Raw genomic sequence first — 23,659 nt, 5'->3', positions numbered from 1 at the left:
CCCCGCCCGCTATACCTCGCAACGACCTCACCTCACTGCTGCGCCATCGCGCGCCGGAATTCCTCGGCGGTCCCCATCTGACGGAACAGTTTCCCGCCCGGCGCGAAGCGATCCGCCGTCGATAGACCGCCCACCACCACCGGTTCGAATCCCGCGTCGCGCACCAGTTGCGAGGCGACCTCGAGCGCCTGCGCATCGTCGCCCGCGATCGGTACGGCCAGCGGCGCCCCGCTGCGATGGCTCTCGCGCGCGAATTCGGTCGCGCCGGTGAAGTTGAACGCGCGGACGATCTTCGCGCCACGCAGGTATTTCGACGTCGTGGCGCCGATGCCGTTGCGCTGCACCTCTTCCACCACCGCGCCGTCGCGCGCCGCAATGGCGTTGGTCGCGTCGAGCACGGTCTTGCCGCGCCACGCCGATGCATTCTGCTCGCCGATCGCCGGCACCGCGCCGTAGGGCACGGCCAGCAGCAGCACGTCGGCAAAGGCGATGGCCTGTGCCACGGTGCCCGTCTGCGCGAGCGGGCCGAGCTTGTCGGCCATCGACTTCAATTCCTCGGGATGCCGCGAGGAGAACATCACGGAATGGCCGGCCTTGACCCACAGTCCGCCAATCGTGCCGCCGATGCGGCCGGACCCGATCACGCCGATACGCGCTTTCGCCGCGTTGGACGCGTTCGCCACGTTCGTCGTAGTGGCTGCCTTCGCCGCCGGGGCCTGCGCGCGGACAAGGCCGCCTGTCACGGCCAGCGCGACGCCGGCCAGCAGCACGGTGCGCCGTGACACGCGCGCAGAAATCTCGGGATGACTCATGGTTGCCTCCGCGTTGTTCCGACCCAGTCACTCTAGGCCAAAACGCGCCCGGTTTCCGGTCCCGGCTGTCTCGCCAGGTGATCAGGCTGTCACGCCGCCGTCATCGGGGGTGCCTAGACTGGCGCGCGGCACGCACGACCACAAGGACAAAGAACAATGACACGCGATTCGAGGAAACCGCTCGCCCTGCCCTGCCTGACCCGCCTGACCATGCTGGCGCTGGCCACCGTCGCCCTGACCGCCTGCGGCGGCGATGGCGACGGCGGCGCCAACGCCAGCCCGAGCACCGGCAATAACGGCGGGGGCAGCACGCCTGGACAGACCGTGACCGTCAAGCCGCTGGCCGGCGGCACGACCTATGTGGGAGCGGTCAGTTTCGGCGATACCCTCTCGGTCACGCTCGACCAGCCCGCGGCCGGTCAGCTGACGGTGCGCTTTCTCGATTCGCGCGTCGGCCTCGCCGGCAGCCTCGTCGGCCAGTACGGGCTGGACGCAGCCAGCGGCACCTACCGCGTCTCGGGCCTGACGGCCAGCGCCGACGCGCCCGCGACACTGGCCACCGCCGCATCGGCCATCACGTTCACGTTCACGCTCGACGAGGGCGTGCTGTCCGGCGCGCTGGGCAAGGTGCCCAACGTCAGGCTGGCCGATGGCACCCTGCTGCAGGGCTATATCAGCGCGGCCAACCGTGGCGCGCAACTGTCGGAGATCGCCGGCACCTACGCATTCCTGCGCCAGACCGGCGCCAGCGCCTCGGCGGGCCAGCTCGATATCGCCGCCGACGGCAGCGTGCGCGTCTGCGCGGGTCAGGGTTTCGCCGCGGACTGCGCGGGCGGCCAGACCGGCAGCCTGACCGCGGATGCGGACCAGACGCGCTACCCCGGCGCTTACACGCTGACGCTGGCCGGTGCCAAGGTCGGCCGCGTGCTCGTGGGCCGCCAGACGGGCCAGATGGCCCTGTTCGTCGACGAGCCAGGCACCGGTGCCGGCAACACGGCCGGCAACTGGATCGTGCGCACCGCGCAGGCGCTGCCGGCCACTGCGATCGATGGCGACTGGGTCTGCGCCGAGCCCGAGCTCGACGCGGCCGACGCCCTGACCGGCCGCACGCGCCGCAATATCGTTTCCGTGAGCGGCAATACGCTCGCGGCGGACAACGTGCCCGTCGATGTGCCGCTCACCTACAACACGGTGGCGGGCGTCAAGGCGAACGGTCTGATCGGCGGCACGTGGCAGACCACGGTGGCCGGCCAGGCCGCCACGGCCAGCCTCACGCTGCTGCCGGTCAGCGCGAAGCTCGCCTATCAGGTGCGTCAGGAGCCGGGCAGCAAGCATCTGCTGCCGGCCGTCTGCGCGCCGCTGCCGGCCCCGGCCCCGATCGCCACGTACGTGAACGCGAAGGCCGGCGACAACCTGCTGGTGACGCTGCGCGACCTGCGTCCGACGCAGCCCGCGATCGGCCGCGACCAGATCTACTACAAGCTGGGCCGCTATGCGAAGGATCCCGTCAAGAACTTCGATGACGCGTGCGAGAACAATGGCCAGAACAAGAGCGACAAGAACCTGAACCTCACCACCGCGCGTATCGACAACCTGAGCTCGTTCGGCTGCACGCAGGTCGTCGGCAACAAGCCACAGGACATGAAGACGCTCGTGGTCGGCCCGTACGGCGAGCCCTATCTGACCGACGGTCACCATGCGTTCACGACGATGACCGAAGCCCCGACCGGCGGCCCGCAGTCCAAGGCGTACGTCAAGGTGCAGGACAATCTGATGAACCTGAACCGCGCGACGTTCTTCCGCACGCTGCGCGAGCGCAAGCTGGTCTGGCTGAAGGATCCGGACAACCGTCCGATCTATCCGGCCGATCTGCCACGCGCGCTGGGGCTCGCCAACGGCCTGGGCAACGATCCGTACCGCTCGCTGGTCTACTTCACGCGCGACATCGGCTATTCGCAACTGTCCGACGCCACCGAGTTCACGGAGTTCTACTGGGGCGACTGGCTGCGCAAGGTGGTGGACCTGAAGACCGTGAACCTCGACGACACCACGAGCTACCTCGCCGCAGTACGCAAGGCCGCCGAAGCCATGGTGGCGCTGGCGCCCGATGCGCCGGTGAGCAACGGCAAGACCGCGGCACAGCTGGGCCGTCTGGATGCCTTCGTCGAATCGGAGTTCACCAAGCTCTCGCAACCGGTCACCGCATCGAGCCCGGGCAAGCTGCCGTACGCGGTGGACTACCGCCTGGGCCTGAAGAAGTAAGGCCCCCAGTCGTCGCGGAGACGGGCGAGCGTACCCGTTTCTGCGTGATGGTCCGGGCAACGAAAAGCCGCCGGTCTCTCACGAGAACCGGCGGCTTTTTCTCGTCCGCGCGCAGCGGTCCGCTTATTCCGGCTGGATATTGGCGGACTTGATGATGCGGCCCCACTTGGCCGATTCCTGCCCCTGGAACTTCGCCAGTTCCGCCGGGGTGCTGGTGAACACCTCGGTGCCGGTGGTCTGATAGAAGCTGGCCGCGGTTTCGCTCTTTGCCGCCTTGACGAGCATCGCGTTGAGCTTGTCCACCACGGCCGCCGGCGTCTTGGCGGGCGCGTAGGCCGCAAACCAGTAGCTCATCTCGTAGCCCTTGACCCCGGCCTCGTCGATGGTCGGGACGTCCGGTGCCAGCGGCGAGCGGCTCTTGCCCGATACGCCCAGCGCGCGCAGCTTGCCGGTCTTCACCTGCGGCAGGCCCGTCGCGGTATCGGTGATCATCATCTGGATCTGGTTGCCGAGCAGGTCCGTGATGGCCAGCGGGTTGCTCTTGTACGGCACGTGCAGCAGTTCCACATGGGCCATCTGCTGGAACAGTTCGCCCGCGATCCGCGACGACGAGCTGCCGCTGCCGAAGCTCAGCTTGCCCGGCTCCTTCTTGGCCAGCGCGATGAACTCGCCCACGGTCTTGGCCGGCACCGCCGGATTGACCACCATGATCTGGCCGCCGCGGCCGAGCGCGGTGACGGGCGAGTAATCCTTGACCGGATCGTACGGCAGCTTCTTGAACAGATGCTCGTTGGCCGCATGCGTGGTGTTCGTGGTGATCAGCACCGTGTAGCCGTCCGGGCTGGCCTTGGCGACGTCCGTGGCGGCGATAAAGCCATTGGCGCCGGGCTTGTTATCGACGACGACGGTGACCTTCGACTCGAGCGTCACGGCCTGGCCGACCGCGCGCGCGAGCTGGTCGGTCGCGCTGCCGGCCGCGAACGGCACGACGAAGCGGATCGGCTTGTCGGGATAGTCGGCCCAGGCACTGCCCATGGGCAGCACCAGCGAAGCGAGCGTGGCGGCTGCGAGCGCGAGCGGCTTGCGGGCAGCGAACAACATTGCGGACATCTTGGTCTCCTCGGGTGAATTCGTTTTATGGGGGCAACGGGCTCAGGACCCGCCGGACAATCGCGGCGGCACTGGCACCGGCATGCGCAACACCAGGAACGCGAGCGCCTTGCCGTGCGTGTCGAGATTGAGCGAGTCGTTGACACCGCCATCGAGCACGCCGTCGATCACGAAGTTCATCGCCTGCAGCGACGGCACCAGATAGCGCGTGACGGCCGTGGGCTGGCGATGGGCGAACAGGGCGCGGACGGCGTCTTCGGTCACGTGCTCGACAAGGTGATCGAAGTCGCGCGCGTCGTAGGCGATGACGCTGATATTGGAGCGGTCGCCCTTGTCGCCGGTGCGACCGTGGGCGAGCGAGTACAGGGAGGTAGTCGGCGATGGCATGACGGACTCTCGATCAGGCTACGAACGTATAGGTCGGCGACACCGCCGCGCGCGGCACCAGGCACGACATGGCATTGAGGCGGCTGCGCAGCGCCGTGCGCACGCCGCCTCCGCCTGCCGGGCCACAGGTGTATAACGTGTTGACCTCGCGCAGCAGTGCCTGCGCGACGGCCTTGTCCTCGTGCACGAGCGCCGCGCGCAGCCGCACGTCCTGGGCATCGGCCTCGCCCGGCTGCGTGGCGGCGAGCATGGTCCCCGCGTCGTCGGCGAACACGCTCAGCACGCCGATCAGATCGAAGCGAATGTGTGCGTCGAAGCCGAGCATCGTCATGCGCTTGCGCACGATATCGGCGGCCAGTCGCGCGCGCGCGGCGGCATTGGGACCCGCGTAGGAAATCTCGCCCTCGGCGATCCAGCCGCCCTGATAGAACAGGTTGGCCTTCAGTGTCTCGGTACGCGCGTGCCCGCGGATATTGCGAACGGCGACGCGGTCGGGGCCGATCTGCTCGACCGTGACCTCGCCGATATCGGCCACGACGTCGGGCGTCAGGTAGGCGCGCGGGTCGTGGACCTCGTACAGCAGCTGCTCCTTGACCGTGCGCAGGTCGACACAGCCGCCGGTGTTCGCGGCCTTGAAGATCTCGATGGCGCCGGTTTCGTCGAGCTGTGCGATGGGAAAGCCCACCGCGTGCACGTCGGGGACGTCCTTCATGCCCGGATCGGCGAAATAGCCGCCGCTGACCTGCGCGCCGCATTCGAGCAGGTGGCCCGCCATGGTCGCGGCGGCCAGACGATTCCAGTCGTCCCATGCCCAGCCGAAATGCGCCATGGCGGGGCCGACGGCGAGGGCGGGATCGGCCACGCGGCCGCATACGACGATCTGCGCGCCGTCGCGCAGCGCGTCCGCGATGCCGCGCGCGCCGATATAGGCGTTGGCGCAGACGAAGCGCGCCTCGGGAAAGCTTTCGCCCACGCGCTCGCGCAGCAGGGCACGGCCAGCGTCGCCGGACAGGTCGTCGCCTTCGACGACGGCCACGCGCGGAGCGGGCAGTTCGAGGTCCGCGGCGAGCACGGCGATGCGCCGCGCGGCGGCGCGGGGGTTGGCGGCGCCGAAATTGCCGATGATCGGAATGTTGTGCTTCAGGCAGAGCGCCAGCACGGGGGTCAGCAACTGGTCGAGCAGGGGTTCGTAACCATGCTCCGGGTCCTGGCGGCGGGCGAGTTGCGCGAGGGCGAGCGTGCGTTCGGCAAGCGTCTCGAAAATCAGCGCGGCGGGGCCGCCGGCGGCGATCAGCGTGCGAACCACGGGCAGGGCGGCGTCGGTGCGGTCGCCGGAGAAGCCGGCACCGGAGCCGATCAGCATGGGGACAGTCATGGGGTGCCTCGGGTGGAATGGCGGCGATCCCATTTTAGGCTCGGCTTCCGTGTTCCAAAAAATGGATTATTTGGATTAATCTATCGGTTTGTTGGATGAAAGGCGGCCGCCCATGAACATCTCCGTCAGGCATCTGCGCGCCTTCGTCGCGCTTGCGACGCATCGCAATTTCACGCGCGCGGCGCAGGCGTGTCATTTGTCGCAATCGGCGTTCAGCACGCTCGTGCAGGCACTTGAGGAACAGGCCGGCAGCCGGTTGTTCGAACGCACCACCCGCCATGTCGAACTCAGCGCCGACGGCCGGCGGTTCGAGGAAGTCGCACGGCGCCTGCTCGAGGACTTCGAGGCCGCGTTTGCCGATCTGCGCGACCACGCCGAGCGCCGCAAGGGCCGCGTGGCGATCGCCGCGCTGCCATCGCTCGCCGCGGGCGACCTGCCGCCGTTGCTGGCCGCGTTCCACGCACGCTATCCGGGCATTGCGCTCGAGCTCCACGACCAGCTTGCCGACGGCTGTATCGAGCTCGTCCGCCGCGGACAGGCCGACTTCGCGCTGGCGCCCGCGCCCGCGCAGGATGCCGATCTGCGCATCGAACCGCTTGTGCACGACAACTTCCACCTCGTCTGCCGCGCCGACCATCCACTCGCGCGAAAGCGCCGTGTCGCCCCGCAGGCGCTGGCCGGGCTGCCGTTCATCCAGCTATCGCGCACGAGCAGCGTACGGCAGCATCTCGATGCGGCCCTGCACCCTCTGCGCCTCAGCGGCGTGATGGAGGTCGAGCACCTGGCCACCGTGGCCGCGCTCGTCGAAGCAGGACTCGGCATCTCCGTAGTGCCCGCGCTCGCGCTGTTCCAGTTCCGCCGCGAGGCGCTCGCCATCCGTCCGATGCAGATGCCGCAGCTCGTGCGCGATATCTGTCTTGTCCGGCTAAAGGAGCGCGGCGACTCCTCGGCCGCCGCGGCCATGATCGAAATGCTGCGTCAGAAGTGGCCGAGATAGCCACCATCGACGGCGATGACCTGCCCGGTCACGTACGACGCGGACGGCGAGGCGAGGAACACGGCCGCGCCCGCGAGTTCGGACGGCTGTCCCCAGCGGCCCAGCGACGTACGCTGCCGCAGCCACGCGTCGATCGACGCGTCGGCGACCATCGCCTTGTTGGGTTCGGTGGCGAAGTATCCGGGCGCGATCGCATTGACGGTAATGCCATGCCGGCCCAGATCGGCCGCCATCGCGCGCGTGAGCGCATCGAGACCGCCCTTGGTGGCGGGATACAGCACGTCGTTGGCGCGCGCGACCTGACCCGCGATCGACGTGACATTGATGATGCGCCCATAGCCATGCCGCTGCATCGGCACGGACGCGTGGCGGCAGAGCGCATAGGGCGCGATCAGATTCGTCTCCAGCATCGCGCGCATGTCGTCGGCATCGAGGTGCGCCATCGAGTTGCGATGCCGCGCACCGGCGTTGTTCACGAGGATATCGAGCCGTCCATGCGCGGCGTCGATGCGCGCGAACGCGTCGGCCACGGCCGCCTCGTCGGTGATATCGAGCACGAGCGATTCCGCGGCCAGCCCCTCGGCTTCAAGTTGCGCGACCGTCTGTGCCACGCGCTCCGCATTGCGCGCGCAGACGAGCACATGCGCGCCCGCGGCGGCCAGGCCGGCCGCGATGGCCTGACCGAGTCCCTGCGCGCCGCCCGTCACGAGCGCGATCCGGCCGGTCAGCGAGAAAGGAGAGGAAGGTGACGTTGCCATCGGGCAACTATACCGCAGCACATCGGCGTCACCGGGAACCGCCTATCGAATCAGCTTGCCCGTCGAGGACACGATCGACATCTCGACGAACGACGAGCCCGTATGTCGCGTGGGGCTGTAGCTGATGAGGATGCCACCGAGGTCGTAGTCGCGCAGGTTCTCGAGCGCGCTCACGAGCTTCTCGCGCGTGGGCTCGGGCCCGGCGCGGCGCAGCCCTTCGACGAGCACCTTGGCGGACATGAAACCCTCCATGCCGGCATTGGTCGGCTCCACGCTCTGCTGGCGCGCCAGGCTGCGATACTCGCTCGCCAGCGTCATCTGGCTCGAGTTCGTGCCCGGGACCACCTGCGTGATGATGAGCCCGCGGCCGTCTTCGCCGAGGTCCCTGATAAACGAGTCGGCCGCGTTGTTCGACAGCGTCACGAACTGCGCCTGGCTGCCGCCACGCTTCATGTCGCGAATGACGCGCGCCGCTTCCGCGCCGGAGCCGATCACGAGCACGGCCTGCGGATTGGCCTTGTTCAGCGTGGCCACGCCCTGGCTGATATCCCCCATCGGCCGCGCATAGGATGCCGCGCCAGCGGGCTGCACGCCACGCGCCTGCAGGGCGGTGGTAAAGCCTTCGTACACGTCCTGCCCGAAGCCGTCGTTGGCATAGAAGATCGCGATGCGCGTCATGCCCGAGGTGGCCAGATGATTGATCGCGCGTGCCACTTCGTCCTGATACTTCGCGCGAACGTTGAACACGTAGCGGTTGACGGGACGATGCAGCGTGATGGCGCCCGTGAGCGGCGCGACCAGCGGCACCTTCTCGGCAGAGATCAGCGGCAGGATGCTTTCGTTCTGCGGCGTGCCGCGCACCATGAACAGCGCGAACACCTTGTCTTCCTGAATCAGCTTGCGCACGTTGTCCGGCGTGCGTTTGGCGTCGAAGCCGTCGTCATACGTGACCAGCTCGATCTTGCGGCCGTTGATGCCGCCCGCGGCGTTCACGGTGTTCAGATATACCTGCGCGCCCGATATCTGTTCCTTGACCGACCCGGCCACGGGCCCGGTAACACCCGCGGATTGACCGATACGAATCGTGTTCCGGCCGATGCCGGGCTCGGCGCTGACGGTATGTACGGCAAACCCCAGCGCGGCGGCAAGCATGCCCCGCGCCATCCATGATGCGCTCATTGTCTGACCCCTCCCGCGCCATTGGTGGCACGAATCGCCTGCGTGTTTATTTGTTTTCCGCTGCGCGCGAACGGGCGTCACGTTGCATGACGCGCGTCCACGAGTCGCAAATTACCGCAAACGAGTAAGAAGGTGCAAACTTCCGCGCCGCGCGCGAGGTGCCGATGTTGCAGTGACGGCACACTGCACCGCAACATCGGGCGCGATGACGGTCAGGGGTACGCTCAGGGGAACGCCGGTACCGCGGGATCGAGGCCGCCGAAGCGGGCTTCCGGATGCGTGGTACGCAGCAGCGCTTCGATTTCCTCCACGCGGCCGCGCGGCACGTCGACCATCAGCAGGAATCGGCCTTCCTCGATGTCGCGCTCGAACGCGCGCAGCCGGCTGTTCGGCGCGGAGCTGCCGATCATGCTCGAGGCCCATGCGCCAAACACCGCGCCGAGCACGGCGAGTACCCCGACGAGGCCCCATTGCGGCGTATCGCTGACGATGGGGAACATCGCCACCACGACACCGGCGACGATGCCCACGGCACCCCCGAGCATGAGGCCCATCTCCGCCGCATGCACGATGTCCGAGGTCTGGAACAGGTTGGCCTCGTGCAATCCGTTCATGTCGGTGCCGTCGCGCGCGACGAAGTGGATATGTCGAGTTTCGATGCGCGCGAGCAGGAGGTCGTCCATCGTTCGTCGCGCGCTGGGCAGGTCGGGCAGTAACCAGAAGATTCTTTTGCGCATGGCTATTCTCCTCGGTCAGGCCGCCCCCCGTTCTTGAGGTGATCCGTCGTGCGGGACGGTTAGATCCGTTTTACGCCGTCGGCTTTGCAAGCGCAAGGCGCATACGGAGCGAGGGGTGATGCAGGTCACGCAAGCGCGCCACGCATCACCCCTCGCACGTCACAACGGTCAGAACGTGATAGGCAGGCGCAGTGTCACCGTCAGGTCCGGCGTATCGCGCGTCAGGCCCGCGCCCACCGACAGGTTGAGCGTGTAGCGCTGATTGAAACGGTACGAGTAGCCCACGAGCAGCGTGCCCTGCGTGATCCGCACCGAGCCCGGAATCGTCTGACCGTTCAGTTTCGTCGGCCAGATGATGCTCTGGTCGTAGCCGATACTGAACGAGGCATGCTCGTTCAGCGAGAGGCCCATGCCGAAGTTGAACTGGAAGATATCCCCCGGCGAGATCTTGCCCAGGAACTCCTTCTCGCCGTTCAGCACCGTGCGGCTGACGTTGTCGCGCGCGAAGTTGTGCAGATAGCTGAAGGTGCCGAAGAACACTGCGGGATCGGTCGGCAGCAGCCACGTCACACCTGGCTGGACCGCCTGGAAGCCGGTGCCGGTCGGCATGCCCAGGGGCAGGCCCGTGCCGGTGGTATTGCTCACGCAGCGTGTCACGCAGTCAGTGACCACTTCGAACGGATCCTTGCCGGTATTGGACTTGTAGCGGAACCAGCCGATGAAGTACGGCATCTTCTCGTTGCCGTAGTTCAGCTGGTAGCGCAGGGTCGCTTCGACGTCGCCAAGGCCGCTGCCGCTCGCGTTGAACACGTTATCGACCGCGGTACCGGTGAAGACCTCGCGGCTCACGGTCTGCCCGCTCGTATGCACGTATGGCACCTTCGCTTCGATCTCGAGCCGCTTGGTGATGCCGTAGCGCAATGCGACCGCGCTCAGGTATGTCGTGGTCTTGACCTCGCGCACGTCGATCAGGCCGATGAGCACGGCAGGGATCACCGAGTAGCCGACCAGCGCGACGCGATTGTTCGACGAGTAGCCGTACTGGAAGCTCGGTTCGACGACGATCTTGCCCTGCGGCGTGAGCACGCCCGGCTGATCGAAGATCGGCGCGATTTCCGGAGGGCGGCCGTCGGACTCGGGCGGACGGCCGACGGGTTCCTCGACCGCGGGCCCCGCCATCGATTCCCCGGCCTGCGCGCCCTGGGCACTGCCGCGCCCGCCCGGCTGCACGGCCTGCGGCGCTTCCTGCTGCGCCTGCATGCCCTGTTGAACGGTGTTGTTGATCTGTGTCGCGCTCGAGCCGGCTCCGGCCGCCGCGGCGCTGGTGGCCGCGTCGCTCGGGGTACGCTGGCCCCCGCGCTTGCGCGCGAGTGAATCGTTGGTCATCACGTTGCGCAATTCGCGGATGGTGGCTTCCTGTTCCGCAAGTGCGCGCTTCATCTGCTCGAGCTGTCTGGCTTGTTCCGCCAGTTCCTTCTGCAGGCTTTCGAGCTTGGCCACGCCTGGTGGCCCGCCGTCCGGGACGGTCTGGGCCTGGCTCAGACCGCCGAGCAGCAGCATCGTCGAGCAACCGGCAAAGCCGATGCCCTGCAGCGAACGCTTCTTCATGACGTCTCCCTCCCCCGGGACGGGCTGATTTGCAGGAGCCCGCTACCTGATTGCCTGTATCGACTGGGCGCTTACCTCATGCGCTGAATCACGCTGTTCAAGGCTGTGTTGGCGACTTGCGCCCGGAATGCGGCGAGCGTGTTCACGCTCGCGCTGATCGTCATCAGGCTCTGGATGCTTTGGTTGTTGAGCGTATTCTGGATGACGGTCGCTGGCATGTTCGCCATCGCACCTATGTTCGCGGTATTGCCCGTGCCGTTCTGCACGACGTTCGACAATCCGTTCGTCGCCACCGTGCCCGTGGCGGTAGCCACGATGCTCGTCGGCAGCCCACTCGCGCCGGTCGCCGAGGCGGACGCGCCCGTCGCGGGACCGCTGCTCGCCGACGCGCTGCTGCCCGCCGCGCCGGTGGCGGCGGCCACGGCGCCCGCGGCGGTCGCCTGCGCGGCGGCGCCAGCCTGTCCTGCCTGTGCCCGTGCATCGGCAGCAGCCGCGTTTGCCGCGGCAACCGCGCTGTTGGCCGCCGTGTTGGCCTGGGCGACGGCGGCGGCGACACCGCCAAGCGCCTGTTGCAGCTGCGCGGCCTGCGCCGCGGTGATGCGGCTCACGTCAGGAATCGAAATGCTGGTGGCCACGGCAAGCGAGCCATTGACGTAGACCGCGCGATCGATACCGAAGCCGACCTGCAGGCCGCCGACATCGAAGCCGCCGCGCGCCTCGTCGAGCTTTGCGTGCGCAACCGGTTTCCATTTGGCCATGTCGTTCCGCGCGTGGGCCACGCGCGCGGGTTCGCGCTCGGCGAGGTCCATGGCCTTGGCCATTTCGTCCCGCGCGCGGCGCGCGACGGGTGGGGCCGGCGGTTCCGCGGCCACGGCGGCAAGCAGCGCGAGTGCGTCGGCACGGGCGATGGCGGGCACGGCGGGGGGAACGGCGGCTGTGGACGGCAACGGCTCGGCCAATGCCATCGCGACAGGGACGGCGACGTCGATGGGCGCGGCGACGGCCTCTTCGGCCAGGCCCGTGCTGATCGACGCTGGCGTTGCGGCAAGGTCGGGGTTGACGGCCTCCGTCCCGCCGATGCTCGCCTGCGCCTGGCCGGCACAGGCGAGTCCCGCGCCAAGCAGCATTGCCGCCGCGGCCGGAACCGCCGCGCGGCGAGGCGCGTGTGATGCGGTTGTCTGAACCATGATGATGTTCCTCAGAAATCGCTGGCGCCATGCTTGGGCATGACGGTGAAGAACAGACTGTCGCGGTTGACTCCCATTGAGTATGGACCTGTTGGCGCAACACGCCAGTCGGCCGCGAGATTGAAGCGGGCGTTCTCGGTGCGATTGTGGATCACGAACAGCAGGTTGCTGTCCCAGATCCGTTCGAAGTGCTCACGCTCGAGCGCGCGCGTGCCGCGTGCCGGATCTCCGATCAGCACGCGATTGCCTTTGACTCCCTTCACCACCACGAAATGGTGATAGCCGTTCTCGACGATCAGTACGATCGCCGGGACCTGCGTTTCCTCGAGCTTGGACAGCGGCACCTCATAGCCATCCGCCAGAAAGCCGCGCGATTCGAGAAAACGCTTCATGTCGAGCAGCGAGAATCCCTCGGCGCGAATCTTGGCCTGGTCGCCATTGACGTACATGTTGGCGAACACGACCTGCTCGGTCACGGGATAGCCGTACTGATAGGTCAGCAGCGTGGCCACGGCAGCCGAGCCGCAGCTGAAGTCGAACTGCTGCTTGACGGTTGTGCGGAAGCGCGCCTCGCGCAGGCTCGTCACGGGCACCGTATAAACGTTGCCGTTCTGGCCGGGAAGCTGGATCGTATCGGCGCGCGCCACGGAGGCGAGCGGTGCGGCGGCGAACGATCCCACGATGGCGGCGGCCGAAGCCGCGAGCCACAGCATACGGCGCGCGAGCGTCTTCATTTGAACTGGACGTTGAGAATCGTTGCGTTCTGGATCAGCACGTTGGACCCCGTGTTCTGGATCACGGTCGGCAGACCCGCGGAATTGGCGAACGAACCGTCGGCAATCGCGTTGCTGCCCGACCTGACGTTGATCGCGGCGTTATCGGCAACGGTGCCGTGCAGCTTCATGTCGTTGACCACGGTTTCAGCGCCGCCCCGCACGCCCTCGAGCTTCTCGCTCGACACCGCCCGCGCGGACGCGGCGAAAGGATTGGGCCGGTTGACGGATTCGGTAGCCGATGTCGATACCGATGCGGATGCCACCTCGTCCGGCGGACCGGCAGTGGCATGCAGCGCTGGCCAGGCCAGCAGGGCCGTCACGGTGATGACGGCAAAGCGATGCGCTCGCATGGTGCGTCTCCTTGATTCCCCGCGCGCGGGCCCGTCGGGACCTTGCGCGATGGAACGGTCAGGCTTCTCCGAGCCTAACCGTCACGCGCGCGTGCGAACACGCGGCGTGACGGCCCAGTCGTACGCTTGTCGCGGCGGCACCGGCCGGAAGCGCCCGCGAGGACGCGGCCCGGTCGATGCCGTCCCGCATCAGCGGCCGACCGACAGGTTGGCCTGCACGTTGACGCTTTGTTGCACCAGCGAAGAGATACCGCTGTTCTGGTTGGCGATCATGATGCCCGCCGCCGATTGACCGACACTGGTCATGGCGTTGGACATGTTGAACGAGCCGGCATCGACCATGTTGTAGCCGCCGTTGCCGCCAGCGCCACCGACCGCACCGTTGCCGGCGCCGCCCGTACCGCCCATGCCCGTGCCACCCGCGGCGCCAGCGCCGCCGGCACCCGACGTTGCGCCCACCGCGCCGTTGCCGGCCGTGGCGCTACCGTTCGAGGCCATCGACGTTGCGCTGCCGTTGGTCGCCGCACCGCCAGCACCGCCCGCGCCCGCCACGCTCGTTTGCGCGCCGCCCGCGCCGCCCGTTGCCGTGGCCGCGCCAGCCGTTGCAGCCCCGGCAGTCGAGGTCGCCGCGCCGCCAGCACCGCCGGTGCTCGTGGCCGCGCCGCCGGTCGAAGTGGCCGTGCCGCTTGCGCCCGCACCGCCCGCGCCGCCCGTGCCCGTGCCCGCGCCCGCCATGGCCGTGGTGGCACCGGTCGTTCCGGCACCGCCCGCGCCCGCGGTGGTCGAGGTGGTACCGCCGGCGCCATCGCCACGTTCGCTGCCACGGCTGCCGCCGGCCGCGCTCAGGCCGCCGAGGGCACCGCTCGCGCCGAGGGCGCTGCCGCCCAGGCCCGCTGCGTAGCCACCGCGGCCGCCGTCGCCACCGGCTGCGCCGGAGCCGCTGCTGCCGCCGCTGCTGCTGGACCGGCCACCGTTGCCGCCAGCGCCGAGGCTCGCCGTCAGGGCGCTGCCGCCGCGCGACGAAGCGTTGCCGCCGTCGCCGCCATAACCGCTGGCACGGCCGCCGTCACCACCGATACCGGCCGTTGCGCTGCCGTTGGTCACGCCGCCGGCAGTGGCGCTGCCGTTGGTCGCCGAGCCGCCATTGCCGCCGGCACCGCCGTTGCCGCTGGCGCCACCGTTGCCGCCGTTGCCGCCGGACCCGCCATTGCCCGTGCCGCCGTAGCCGCGGCCGCCCGCGCCGCCCGTGGCGCCGTTGGCATTGCCGCTGTTGGTGGCATAGTTGCCAATGTTGCTGACGGAGTTGCCGGTCACCGTGCCGCTCAGCTTGGACAGCGCGATCGCCTTGCTCGAGTTGAACGCGTTGCTGAAGTTCGCGGTCGCGGTGCTGCCGTTCGCGGCTGCGGCGGTGCCGAAGCCATCGACGTCTAGGTTCGCGCGGTTGGTGGTGGTGTTACGGGTGCTGGTGCTCGTCTTGTTGGACGTCAGCATCACCGTGTTGGTCTTGGTTTCGGTATTGGACTTCGTCTCGGTGTTGGAGTAGCTCTTCGTCTCGGTGTTGGTGTTCGTCCTGGTGCTCGTGTGCGTGCTGCTGTCCGTTGCAGTCTGCGTATTGTTGCCGTCGCCCGAATCGTTTCTGTTCGACTGCGCGAGGGCTTGACCTCCAATGAAGGTCAGTGCGATCGCCGACGCGATTAATGTCTTTTTCATACGATGCTCCCAGGAAGTTTGTTCAGCGGCTCAGCTCCAGCAGCGCTCTCGAGAACGATGGCTGAAGGTTCCGGTCCGGCAAGACGCCAAACCAGCCTCCACTTGCGCATAATCAATGCCAGCGCTCGCTAACACGCTTGTAATGCCTTGAAATACAAGACGTACCGAGTGGTCACACCCGCTTCGGACACCGGAATTTCCTCGCCTTCGCACGCCACGGTCCTGTGAACCGCACTAGACATGTCACACCGCTGTGACAGCGCTTTTGCCCAGACCCGTAGGCCTCTCGCCGCAATTCCGCGAAAAGGCCGTTTATTCAAGGATTTAGCGGAAGGCTTAGGGGAAAGCCCGCAGCCCCTGACGCGGTTTCGGCAGTGAAACAGCGAGGGCGGCGGTGTGCTGGCGAACGCATCGATGTCTGCTTTGACGAACGGCGCGCATGCAGATATATCGAACGCAGCCAGCGCGCCGATATGGAAATCCGGCCGATGCGACGTTGCAACAGAAACGCGAGCGGGCCTGCACGGCGAGCCGAACGGCGCGCGAGATTCATGCTAGGCTCTATGTCTGATTTACAGTACATTAGTGGCGTTCGGACATGTCAGCGCTGATCGCCAAGGCATACCATGAGTGAAGCCGTCGTTCCCCTGTATCACCAGATTTACGTGGTGCTCCGCCAGCAGATCGTCGAAGGCCGATTCGGCCAGGGTCCGCTGCCCGGTGAAATCGACCTCGCGAAGCAGTTCCACGCCTCGCGCGTGACGATGCGCCGCGTGTTCGACCGCCTCGTACAGGAAGGCCTGGTCCGCCGTCATCGCGGCCTCGGCACGTTCGTGAATCCGCATCCGGTCAAGCCGGCGGTGGCGGCCGAGGAACGTTCCACGAGCAGCCTGCTCGGCCATATCATCGACATGGGCGAGAAGACCTCCGTCAAGGTGGTATCGATCGACGAGGTCCACGCCACCCCCGACGTCGCCGAAGCGCTGCAGCTGCAGGTCGGCGATGCGGTCGTGAAGGTCGTGCGCGTGCGTCATTACCGTAATCGCCCGCTGTCCCATATCACCGCGTATCTTCCCGCGGAGCTCGGCCGCTCGATTACCCGCAAGGATCTCGAGACCACGCCGATGCTTCGCCTGATCCAGAACACCGGCGTCGAACTCGGGCGCGCCACGCAGGTGCTGACCGCGCGCCTGGCCGACGTGGTCGTGGCCCCGCTGCTCGACGTGCCCGTTGGCGGCGCGCTGCTCGCGGTGCGCCGGGTGGTGCTGGACAAGGCCGGCCGACCCGTGCAGTTTCTGCTCGGACAGTATCGGCCCGATCGCTACGAGTACCGCATGGAGTTGTCGCCCATGGGCGGCGACAGCGCCAACGTCTGGGTCGAGAACGAAGCGCGTACCGGACTGCGCGACTAGGACGGGCGCACGCGCCCACGTCTTTCCCGGCGCTGTTTCGCGCGAGATACTGTGCACTCCCTGATCGCTGTCGAGGAGCCTTCGTCATGCCAGTCGTTCGTCCCGCCTCCTGGGCGCCCCGTCTCGCCTGCCTTGCCCTGGTCTCGCTGATGCCGCTCGCGCAGGCGGCGCACGCGGCCGTCGCAGGCGGCAAACCCATCCGCATACTCGTGGGCGCGCCCGCCGGCGGTACGACGGACACGCTGGCGCGCACGATCGCGCAGGAGATGTCGCGGGAGCTCGACCAGCCGGTCGTCGTCGACAACCGTCCCGGTGCCGGCGGCAATATCGCGGCGGACCTCGTCGCCAAGAGTCCGGCCGACGGCACCACGCTGCTGATGAGCTTCACGAGCCATACGATCAACGCGACGCTCTACAAGAAGCTGCCCTTCGATCCGATTCAGGATTTCACGCCGATCACCCTCGTGGCCACCGTCCCGAGCGTGCTCGTGGCCACGCCCAGGCTGCCCGCCAACAATATTCCCGAGCTGATCCGGCTGGCGCGCAGCGAACCCGGCAAGCTGAACTTCGGCATCGGGGCGGTCGGGTCGTCCGTCCATCTGGCCGGCGACATGTTCAAGATGATGACGGGCACGTACATCGTGAACATCCCCTACAAGGGCACGACACCAGCGCTCACCGACTTGCTCGCGGGCCAGGTCGATCTGATGTTCGCGAGCACGCTGAACGTGGCGGGGCACGTGAAGGCCGGACGGCTGAAGGTGCTCGGCGTGACGAGCCCCACGCCGTTGCCGCAGTTCCCCAATGCGCAGCCGATCGGTGCGACCGTCAAGGGCTTCGAGTCGAGCGCGTGGTTCGGCCTGTTCGGGCCCGCGAACCTGCCGCCGGAACTCACGCAGGCGATCTATCAGGCGGCGCGCCACGGCCTCGACACGCCCGACGTGCGCAAGCGCCTCGAGGCGGATGGCGCCCAGCCCCAGGCCATGCCGCCCGAAGCATTCGGTAATTTCGTGCGGCAGGACGTCAAGCGCTGGGCCACCGTGGTCCGCTACTCCGGAGCCCAACCCGAATGACACGGTCCGCCACGCTCGCGCAGAAACTCGTCGCGCGCGCGGCCGGCGTGCCGCATGCCACGCCGGGGACGGTCGTGATGTGCAAGGTCGACCTCGCGATGTCGCACGACTCCAGCGGACCGCGACGCGTCGCACCGATGCTGCGCGAACTCGGCGCAAAGGTGTGGGACCCCGAGAAGTACGTCGTGGTGACCGACCACTACGTGCCCGCCGGCGACGCGGAGGCCGAGCAGATCGTGCGTTTCACGCGCGACTGGGTCCGCGAGGCGGGGCTCCGGCATTTCATCGACGGCGAGGGCATCTGCCATGTCGTGCTGCCCGAGCGCGGGCACGTGCTGCCCGGGCGCTTTATCGTCGGCGGGGACAGCCATAGTCCCACCGGCGGCGCGTTCGGCGCGTACATGTTCGGCATCGGCGCCACCGAGATGGCCGGTGTGCTGGCCACGGGCGAGATCTGGCTACGCGTGCCGCAGACCATCCGCCTCGAGTGGCATGGGCAGCTTGCGGACGGTGTCTGCGCGAAAGACATGATGCTGTTCCTGTGCGCGGAGCTCGGCCTTGCAGGCGGCCGCTACGAGGCCATCGAGTACACGGGCGACGCCGTGGCCGCGCTGCCGATGCAGGAACGCATGACGCTGACGAACATGAGCACCGAGCTCGGCGCACAGACGGGGCTAATCGCGCCCGACGCCACGACGCTCGCGTGGCTCGCGCAGGCGGGCGTCGATGCGGAACGGCTTGCCGCGCTCGATCTCCCGCACTGGCGCAGCGACGATGACGCGCCGCTGCTCGCGCATCATCGCTTCGATGCCTCGCGCCTCGCGCCCCAGGTCGCGGCGCCGCACTCGCCGGCCAACAGCGCGGCCGTCGACATGGCGGCCGGCACGCCGATCGACATCGCCTATCTGGGTGCCTGCACGGGCGCCAAGCTCGAGGACCTGCGCATGGCCGCGCGCGTACTGCGCGGACGCCGGGTGGCCCAGGGCGTGTCGCTGCGCGTGGCACCGGCCTCGCTGCGCGACCAGCAACAGGCGGCCGACGAAGGGACGCTCGCCGCGCTGATCGACGCCGGCGCCGAACTGCTGCCAAACGCCTGCAATGCCTGCGCGGGCTATGGCGCCACACGGTTCCCCGAGAACAGTCGCGCGATCGCCTCGACGGCGCGCAACTTTGCCGGACGCATGGGCGATGCCGGCAGCGCGGTATGGCTGGCATCGCCACTCACCGTCGCGGCGACGGCCGTGACGGGCCGCATCACCGATCCGCGCGCGTTGCTCGCGTGACGGGTTTCCGCCGACCCTTGCCAACCGCCATTTGCATCGCATGACCCCTTGCACATCCACCGGCCGCATCTGGCGCTTTGGCGACAACGTCGATACCGACGCCATGGCGCCGGGCGCGCATATGAAAGGCGGCATCGACGCGCTCGCCCGGCATTGCCTCGAGAACCTCCGGCCGGAGTTTCCCGCCGGCGTGCGTCGCGGCGACGTGGTGGTCGGCGGCGCGAACTTCGGCATGGGCTCGTCCCGCGAGCAGGCGCCGCAGGCGCTGCGGCATCTCGGCGTGGCGGCCGTCATCGCGCCGTCCTTCGCCGGGCTGTTCTATCGCAACGCGCTCAATCTCGGGCTGCCCGTGCTCGTCTGCCCCGATACGGCACCACTGGCCGACGGGCTCGACGTGACTTTCGATCTCGATCGCGCCGCGCTACGGCTTGCCGACGGCACCGCCGTCGCCTGCGAGCCGGTGCCCGACTTCCTGCGCGAGATGCTCGCCGCGGGCGGGCTCGTGCCGCACCTCAAGGCGCGCCTGGGCCCGCAGTGACGCCACGCGGCATCGACGGCTGCGGCGACACCTGCGGGGGCCGCAATGGCGGCCACATGGCGGCCTCGCGCATCAGGGCCATCGCCTCGTCGTCGCTGGTCTGCGTGAAATCCAGATAGTAAGCACCCACCGCGCCGAATTCGGGCGGGGTGTTGAGGCAGATCACCGCGTCGGCAACCGATGCCAGCGTTAACAGGCCCTGCATGGCACCCACGGGCAAGGCCGCCACGACCCCGGCGGCACCGGCCGCTCGCACGCTGGCGAGCGCCGCGCGCATCGTCGCGCCGGTCGCCACGCCGTCGTCCACGACAATCACGTGCCGGCCCGCGAGCGCGGCAACGGGACGTCCCTGGCGGTATCGCTGCTGTCGCCGGCAGATCTCGTCGAGCTGGCGCCCGCGTTCGGCCGCGAACATCCCACTCTCCACGGCGCGGCGGGCCCAGGTATCGTCATTGGTCACCGTAAAGGGTGGCCGGCCCTCCATGCTGCCCTCGACCACGGCACCGAGCGCGAGCTCCGGGTAGCCCGGCGCGCCGATCTTGCGGACCAGGAGCACATCCAGCGCGGCATCGAGCGCGCGTGCCACTTCGAATCCCACGGGCACGCCGCCGCGCGGCAGCGCCAGGACGAGCAGATCGCCCCGGCCGGCATAGCCGAGCTCCGCGAGGCGGCGGCCGAGATAGCGGCCGGCTTCGCGACGGTCGGCGAAGCAGGGCGGAAACTGCATGGGCGGCGTCATGGCGATCCCCGGACGGTGTCACCCAGCCACTATAGACCTGTCGCGGACGTGCGCGGCCGCACATTTCGGTTATTGCGTGGAATGCACTATCGGACCGATAGGCAAACACGATTGATAAGAGATCTGAAACAGTGTTTTCAGCGACAGGGCGATGATCTCCGCGGCCGGGTTGATTAGGATCGAGTCGTGGCGGATACCTCCGCCCTCCAGACTACCCGGCACAACCCCTCGGACCCACCCGGTCCGACAACCGAAGAGAGCGATATCGTGAATCCGCAAACTCATAACCGGACCGACGCAGAAGCCAACCGTTTCGACCTCGAACTCGACATTCCCTTCGGCTCGCTGGAAGCAGCGGCCATGGCGGAGCTACCGTACACGTTCAGCCAGTCGGGCACCTGCACCCGCTACTACAACGAATACTTCGGCTGAGATCCCAGGCGGAAATTTCCAGGGCGGCTGGCCGTTTCGCGGCCCGCCGCCCCGGTGCCCTGTGAGTACATCGCATAGGGCAAAAACCTGTCGGACAGATCGTTGCCGGACGGATGATGACCGGTCGCCGTGCTCAGGGTCCCTGGGCCTGCTCGATGGGCGCCACATACTCGGCGCGAGCGGTGACATCGCCAATGTGAGCGCGCGCGAACTGCGGCACGGTCAGCGGGTTGAGCCCTTCGAGCGCCTGCAGGATCAGCACGATGAACATGACCGGCATGACGTCCTCCCTGGGGAATACGGCGGTCACGATGGCGCAAGCTTCATGCCATCGCCGGGGTACCGCGCCACGCGCGCCATGACGCGACGTGGGGCGTAAGAGGGATAATGCCACCATTCCGGCGCACCGGCGCGGGGAATGCCCCGACCGCGCGCCGTCCGCTTTCCTGTCTCGTTTCTTCCCCTTGCGTACCCGTTTCTGCGTGGCTGCCGTTTGACGCGGCCGCATCGATCGCGACCGCGATCCCCCTCCAAACCTTGCAGCAGTCATTTCCGATGTAACGCCACATTATTGGCGCCCACACGTCGGACCCGCTTCGCAACGCCTCCGTCACATCCCCGCCAAGCCTTGCCCCACAAGGGCTGGCGGGTTGCAGGAACACACGCCCGAAGACCTCTGACCAGGCAGATATCGTGAGAAACAGCCTTACAAGTGCAACCGCGCGGGCAGCGGACGCCTCGCTACATTGAAGCCGTGTTCAACGCGTCCCGTACATGGAGCCCAAATGAAACGCGCCATTGCCCTGGTGGTCCTGCTGACCGCCGCCACGTCCCTCCTGTCGGCATGCATCGTCGTGCCGCCCGACGGCCCCCACTATCACCGCGGTGACCGTTACCGCTATTAAGCCGACGCCCGTTCAACGTCGATCGAAAGGAGCCACATCATGAAACGCCAGCTTATGCTTGCCGCCGCCATTCTCGCCGCTGGCGGCGCCTTCGGACTGATCGCACCGGCGGAAGCCTATGGCCCGCCCGCCTACACGCACGCCCCGCCCCCGCCCCGTGCCGAAGGCCGGCCGATGGCGCGCCCGGGACAGGTCTGGGTGCCCGGCCATTACGTGGGCAACCGTGGCGGCTATCAGTGGCGCGGCGGCTATTGGCAGAACGCGCGTCCGGGCTATCGCTACGTGCCGGAGCGCTGGGTCCAGACACCGCGCGGCTGGGTGTTGCGTCCGGGCCGCTGGGTACGCTGACATGACGGTGTCTGACATCGCGCCGCGATGTCAGACCGCCTTCATCCACGGTTGGATTGAAGCGCGTTGCAATGGCCGGAACGAAAGCGGCGCGTCCGCATCCGCGCGCGGCGCGCCTCATCCGGCAGCACGAAGCGGGACTCATCCTTACGAACTAGGCCGCATGTATCCCCCACTCGCGCAGTGATACCGATTCGGACGACAGTGCATTTTTTTCATTGGTTTCATCATTGCGTCATGAGTCGACACATTTACAAATCAAATGCCCCGAAGGGGTGAGAATTCGTTATTCATTGTGCCTCTGGCATTTTGAAGAGTTGCAGTATTGACACGACTTGCACGACCCCTGTTTCACGGATGCAACCGACCGTGCAGGCCCCGTCAGATGCTGTCGGACATACACTGGCAACCAAACGAACTAGGGCACGCCCTTGTCGCCGAGGGATTATGAGTTTTAGTTCATTCAGCCCTGACTCCTCCCGAAATCCGGTCGCTTGCTTTCAGTCGGACCAGCCCATAAGATGAATTTAATCCGATTTAGGAGCGAGATTTTTCGGGTTCGGGTTCGGGTCATACTTCCGGTCTTCGCGAACAAGTCCATCCATACAAGGGGACATCGCCTGACACGGAAGCACGGGTTATCGGCTGGAACGGCGGAAGCGCGATGCGTCCGTCCTGTCTGAAGAGAACCCGCACGCAAAGCGCCCCGCATGCCTGCCCACCAACGGGGAGTGAAAAAAGAATGAACGCCTTGCTGATCGAGGAGCACCCGCTATTGCGGCTCGGCCTCCTGCAGATGCTCGAAAATATTCAGGAATGGGGACATGTGCTGGCGACCGCGCCGGCAGACCTCGCGCGACTGGACGCGCAGCATTGCAATCCGGATCTCATGGTGTTCGGCATGCCCGCCGATACCGCCGCAGGCTGGCAACAACTCGAATTCGCCCGCGATCGGCTTTCGCCCCAGCGCATTCTCGTTCTGACGGACACGCTGCCGCTGCATCTGCCCTGCGCGGAAGCCGCGCGCGGCATCTGTGGATGCCTGCCGAAGTCCGCATCGCTCGCGGTGATCGAGGCGGCCATCCGCCTGGCCATCTCGAGCGTGCATGGCCTGGTGTTCTCGGGCGAGTCGGCGGCGTCCACCACGGCACTGACCACCGCACCGGCCGCATCGCGTTCCGCGCTGCCGGCCACACCATCGCTCGCTTCCGCCGCGCCGCTGCCACTGACCTCTACCGTGCAGGCGGACCCGCATGCGCTCGCCGCATGCGCCAGTACGCCGCGCGCGGCACTGCGCGGCGCCGTGAGCCAGTCGGTCCTGCCGCAGCCCGGCACCGAGGACGAGCCCAGCTACGACGAGGCGGAGATGCTCAAGATCACGCCGCGTCAATATGAGGTACTCGTGTTGCTCGCGCGGGGCTATCCGATCAAGACGGTCAGCCGCATGCTGAATATCTCGGTGGCCACGGTGAAGAGCCATGCCTGCACGCTGTATCAGCGGCTCAAGGTCCGCAACAAGGGAGAGGCCGTCTACGCAGCGTTGCAGCGTGGCGCGACACTTGAGTGGGTGAGCGGCGACGAGCGCATCGTCAGCGGCGACGAACGCATCGCGCGCGATAGCCGGCCGCGGCCGGTGATTGCCAAGCGTAGCGACGGCGCCGGCTACGAAAGCACCGCCCTG

At 67.4% G+C, this 23,659-nt stretch carries 23 protein-coding genes; 9 read left to right on the top strand and 14 right to left on the bottom strand.

Going from position 1 to position 23,659, the window contains the following annotated elements; all coding sequences use genetic code 11:
- Positions 1-32: 32 nt before the first annotated feature.
- Positions 33-812: an NADPH-dependent F420 reductase gene (locus tag AAHB16_RS29380; protein WP_150376010.1), complete on the bottom strand. Its 780-nt coding sequence runs from the start codon at positions 810-812 to the stop codon at positions 33-35.
- A gap of 156 nt (positions 813-968) precedes the next feature.
- Here AAHB16_RS29380 and AAHB16_RS29375 point away from each other — a divergent pair, with 156 nt between their 5' ends.
- Complete coding sequence (locus AAHB16_RS29375; RefSeq protein ID WP_342052634.1) at positions 969-3,074, top strand: ParB/Srx family N-terminal domain-containing protein; 2,106 nt, start codon at positions 969-971, stop codon at positions 3,072-3,074.
- A 123-nt stretch (positions 3,075-3,197) separates the two neighbouring features.
- On the opposite strand, the gene AAHB16_RS29370 is transcribed toward AAHB16_RS29375, so the two are convergent.
- The 3 genes from AAHB16_RS29370 to AAHB16_RS29360 are packed head-to-tail and all read right to left on the bottom strand — an operon-like array spanning position 3,198 to position 5,946.
- Positions 3,198-4,175, bottom strand: coding sequence for a Bug family tripartite tricarboxylate transporter substrate binding protein (locus AAHB16_RS29370; RefSeq protein WP_150377453.1), 978 nt, complete (start codon positions 4,173-4,175; stop codon positions 3,198-3,200).
- Between the two features lie 51 nt (positions 4,176-4,226).
- Entirely contained in the window at positions 4,227-4,571 is a 345-nt protein-coding gene (locus tag AAHB16_RS29365) for an AtuA-related protein (protein WP_150376008.1), read from the bottom strand.
- 13 nt (positions 4,572-4,584) lie between these two features.
- Positions 4,585-5,946, bottom strand: coding sequence for an acyclic terpene utilization AtuA family protein (locus AAHB16_RS29360; protein ID WP_150376006.1), 1,362 nt, complete (start codon positions 5,944-5,946; stop codon positions 4,585-4,587).
- A gap of 112 nt (positions 5,947-6,058) precedes the next feature.
- On the opposite strand from AAHB16_RS29360, the gene AAHB16_RS29355 reads away from it, so the two are divergent.
- A complete protein-coding gene (locus AAHB16_RS29355; protein ID WP_150376004.1) occupies positions 6,059-6,943 on the top strand; it encodes a LysR family transcriptional regulator in 885 nt (294 codons plus the stop codon).
- Here the strand turns inward: AAHB16_RS29355 and AAHB16_RS29350 are convergent.
- From AAHB16_RS29350 to AAHB16_RS29315, 8 genes are all read right to left on the bottom strand, one after another.
- Positions 6,925-7,701, bottom strand: coding sequence for an SDR family oxidoreductase (locus tag AAHB16_RS29350; RefSeq protein ID WP_150376002.1), 777 nt, complete (start codon positions 7,699-7,701; stop codon positions 6,925-6,927). The two genes, AAHB16_RS29355 and AAHB16_RS29350, sit on opposite strands and share 19 nt — an antisense overlap.
- Positions 7,702-7,743: 42 nt before the next feature.
- Positions 7,744-8,880 (bottom strand): ABC transporter substrate-binding protein, encoded by a 1,137-nt coding sequence (locus AAHB16_RS29345; RefSeq protein ID WP_150376000.1) that lies wholly within the window; start codon positions 8,878-8,880, stop codon positions 7,744-7,746.
- Between the two features lie 224 nt (positions 8,881-9,104).
- Complete coding sequence (locus tag AAHB16_RS29340) at positions 9,105-9,617, bottom strand: DUF1269 domain-containing protein (protein WP_150375998.1); 513 nt, start codon at positions 9,615-9,617, stop codon at positions 9,105-9,107.
- A 168-nt stretch (positions 9,618-9,785) separates the two neighbouring features.
- A complete protein-coding gene (locus AAHB16_RS29335; protein WP_150375996.1) occupies positions 9,786-11,225 on the bottom strand; it encodes an acetate kinase in 1,440 nt (479 codons plus the stop codon).
- A gap of 71 nt (positions 11,226-11,296) precedes the next feature.
- Positions 11,297-12,412: a hypothetical protein gene (locus tag AAHB16_RS29330; RefSeq protein ID WP_342052633.1), complete on the bottom strand. Its 1,116-nt coding sequence runs from the start codon at positions 12,410-12,412 to the stop codon at positions 11,297-11,299.
- Positions 12,413-12,423: 11 nt separating this feature from the next.
- Entirely contained in the window at positions 12,424-13,146 is a 723-nt protein-coding gene (locus tag AAHB16_RS29325; RefSeq protein ID WP_342052632.1) for a C39 family peptidase, read from the bottom strand.
- Complete coding sequence (locus tag AAHB16_RS29320) at positions 13,143-13,538, bottom strand: hypothetical protein (protein WP_150375990.1); 396 nt, start codon at positions 13,536-13,538, stop codon at positions 13,143-13,145. Before AAHB16_RS29320 ends, AAHB16_RS29325 begins: the two co-directional genes overlap by 4 nt.
- 189 nt (positions 13,539-13,727) lie before the next feature.
- Complete coding sequence (locus tag AAHB16_RS29315) at positions 13,728-15,248, bottom strand: hypothetical protein (RefSeq protein ID WP_150375988.1); 1,521 nt, start codon at positions 15,246-15,248, stop codon at positions 13,728-13,730.
- A 626-nt stretch (positions 15,249-15,874) separates the two neighbouring features.
- Between AAHB16_RS29315 and AAHB16_RS29310 the strand changes: the two genes are divergently transcribed.
- The 4 genes from AAHB16_RS29310 (at position 15,875) to AAHB16_RS29295 (ending at position 19,554) form a co-directional block, all read left to right on the top strand.
- Positions 15,875-16,660, top strand: a complete 786-nt coding sequence (locus tag AAHB16_RS29310) for a GntR family transcriptional regulator (RefSeq protein ID WP_150375986.1) — start codon at positions 15,875-15,877, stop codon at positions 16,658-16,660.
- Between the two features lie 86 nt (positions 16,661-16,746).
- A complete protein-coding gene (locus AAHB16_RS29305; RefSeq protein ID WP_150375984.1) occupies positions 16,747-17,733 on the top strand; it encodes a tripartite tricarboxylate transporter substrate binding protein in 987 nt (328 codons plus the stop codon).
- A complete protein-coding gene (locus AAHB16_RS29300; protein ID WP_342052631.1) occupies positions 17,730-19,016 on the top strand; it encodes a 3-isopropylmalate dehydratase large subunit in 1,287 nt (428 codons plus the stop codon). Before AAHB16_RS29305 ends, AAHB16_RS29300 begins: the two co-directional genes overlap by 4 nt.
- A gap of 40 nt (positions 19,017-19,056) precedes the next feature.
- Positions 19,057-19,554 (top strand): LeuD/DmdB family oxidoreductase small subunit, encoded by a 498-nt coding sequence (locus tag AAHB16_RS29295; protein WP_150375980.1) that lies wholly within the window; start codon positions 19,057-19,059, stop codon positions 19,552-19,554.
- Here AAHB16_RS29295 and AAHB16_RS29290 read toward each other — a convergent pair.
- Positions 19,529-20,281 carry a phosphoribosyltransferase gene (locus AAHB16_RS29290; RefSeq protein ID WP_150377451.1) on the bottom strand — a complete coding sequence of 251 codons (753 nt, stop codon included), beginning with the start codon at positions 20,279-20,281 and terminating at the stop codon, positions 19,529-19,531. The genes AAHB16_RS29295 and AAHB16_RS29290 overlap by 26 nt on opposite strands.
- A 279-nt stretch (positions 20,282-20,560) precedes the next feature.
- On the opposite strand from AAHB16_RS29290, the gene AAHB16_RS29285 reads away from it, so the two are divergent.
- Positions 20,561-20,725, top strand: coding sequence for a hypothetical protein (locus tag AAHB16_RS29285; protein ID WP_191002281.1), 165 nt, complete (start codon positions 20,561-20,563; stop codon positions 20,723-20,725).
- Positions 20,726-20,858: 133 nt separating this feature from the next.
- Here the strand turns inward: AAHB16_RS29285 and AAHB16_RS29280 are convergent, their stop codons facing one another.
- Positions 20,859-21,005, bottom strand: a complete 147-nt coding sequence (locus AAHB16_RS29280; protein WP_342052630.1) for a hypothetical protein — start codon at positions 21,003-21,005, stop codon at positions 20,859-20,861.
- A 664-nt stretch (positions 21,006-21,669) separates the two neighbouring features.
- On the opposite strand from AAHB16_RS29280, the gene AAHB16_RS29275 reads away from it, so the two are divergent.
- Positions 21,670-21,978, top strand: coding sequence for a YXWGXW repeat-containing protein (locus tag AAHB16_RS29275; RefSeq protein ID WP_150375978.1), 309 nt, complete (start codon positions 21,670-21,672; stop codon positions 21,976-21,978).
- A 742-nt stretch (positions 21,979-22,720) separates the two neighbouring features.
- Positions 22,721-23,659 (top strand): helix-turn-helix transcriptional regulator (locus AAHB16_RS29270; RefSeq protein ID WP_342052629.1); only part of this gene is annotated, 939 nt, incomplete at its 3' end.

It is taken from the genome of Cupriavidus sp. OTU4054, from assembly GCF_038440175.1.
Taxonomy (GTDB): domain Bacteria; phylum Pseudomonadota; class Gammaproteobacteria; order Burkholderiales; family Burkholderiaceae; genus Cupriavidus; species Cupriavidus pauculus_D.
This window is presented reverse-complemented; position numbering and strand designations above follow the sequence as displayed.

Excerpts from the sequence above, each read along its gene's own strand:
- AAHB16_RS29365 (WP_150376008.1), bottom strand. The coding sequence starts at position 4,571 with ATGCCATCGCCGACTACCTCCCTGTACTCGCTCGCCCACGGTCGCACC.
- AAHB16_RS29315 (WP_150375988.1), bottom strand. The coding sequence starts at position 15,248 with ATGAAAAAGACATTAATCGCGTCGGCGATCGCACTGACCTTCATTGGA.
- AAHB16_RS29280 (WP_342052630.1), bottom strand. The coding sequence starts at position 21,005 with ATGCCGGTCATGTTCATCGTGCTGATCCTGCAGGCGCTCGAAGGGCTC.
- AAHB16_RS29355 (WP_150376004.1), top strand. The coding sequence starts at position 6,059 with ATGAACATCTCCGTCAGGCATCTGCGCGCCTTCGTCGCGCTTGCGACG.
- AAHB16_RS29360 (WP_150376006.1), bottom strand. The coding sequence starts at position 5,946 with ATGACTGTCCCCATGCTGATCGGCTCCGGTGCCGGCTTCTCCGGCGAC.
- AAHB16_RS29290 (WP_150377451.1), bottom strand. The coding sequence starts at position 20,281 with ATGCAGTTTCCGCCCTGCTTCGCCGACCGTCGCGAAGCCGGCCGCTAT.
- AAHB16_RS29325 (WP_342052632.1), bottom strand. The coding sequence starts at position 13,146 with ATGAAGACGCTCGCGCGCCGTATGCTGTGGCTCGCGGCTTCGGCCGCC.
- AAHB16_RS29310 (WP_150375986.1), top strand. The coding sequence starts at position 15,875 with ATGAGTGAAGCCGTCGTTCCCCTGTATCACCAGATTTACGTGGTGCTC.
- AAHB16_RS29330 (WP_342052633.1), bottom strand. The coding sequence starts at position 12,412 with ATGGTTCAGACAACCGCATCACACGCGCCTCGCCGCGCGGCGGTTCCG.
- AAHB16_RS29370 (WP_150377453.1), bottom strand. The coding sequence starts at position 4,175 with ATGTTGTTCGCTGCCCGCAAGCCGCTCGCGCTCGCAGCCGCCACGCTC.
- AAHB16_RS29305 (WP_150375984.1), top strand. The coding sequence starts at position 16,747 with ATGCCAGTCGTTCGTCCCGCCTCCTGGGCGCCCCGTCTCGCCTGCCTT.
- AAHB16_RS29345 (WP_150376000.1), bottom strand. The coding sequence starts at position 8,880 with ATGAGCGCATCATGGATGGCGCGGGGCATGCTTGCCGCCGCGCTGGGG.
- AAHB16_RS29375 (WP_342052634.1), top strand. The coding sequence starts at position 969 with ATGACACGCGATTCGAGGAAACCGCTCGCCCTGCCCTGCCTGACCCGC.
- AAHB16_RS29320 (WP_150375990.1), bottom strand. The coding sequence starts at position 13,538 with ATGCGAGCGCATCGCTTTGCCGTCATCACCGTGACGGCCCTGCTGGCC.
- AAHB16_RS29350 (WP_150376002.1), bottom strand. The coding sequence starts at position 7,701 with ATGGCAACGTCACCTTCCTCTCCTTTCTCGCTGACCGGCCGGATCGCG.
- AAHB16_RS29295 (WP_150375980.1), top strand. The coding sequence starts at position 19,057 with ATGACCCCTTGCACATCCACCGGCCGCATCTGGCGCTTTGGCGACAAC.
- AAHB16_RS29340 (WP_150375998.1), bottom strand. The coding sequence starts at position 9,617 with ATGCGCAAAAGAATCTTCTGGTTACTGCCCGACCTGCCCAGCGCGCGA.
- AAHB16_RS29335 (WP_150375996.1), bottom strand. The coding sequence starts at position 11,225 with ATGAAGAAGCGTTCGCTGCAGGGCATCGGCTTTGCCGGTTGCTCGACG.
- AAHB16_RS29300 (WP_342052631.1), top strand. The coding sequence starts at position 17,730 with ATGACACGGTCCGCCACGCTCGCGCAGAAACTCGTCGCGCGCGCGGCC.
- AAHB16_RS29275 (WP_150375978.1), top strand. The coding sequence starts at position 21,670 with ATGAAACGCCAGCTTATGCTTGCCGCCGCCATTCTCGCCGCTGGCGGC.
- AAHB16_RS29380 (WP_150376010.1), bottom strand. The coding sequence starts at position 812 with ATGAGTCATCCCGAGATTTCTGCGCGCGTGTCACGGCGCACCGTGCTG.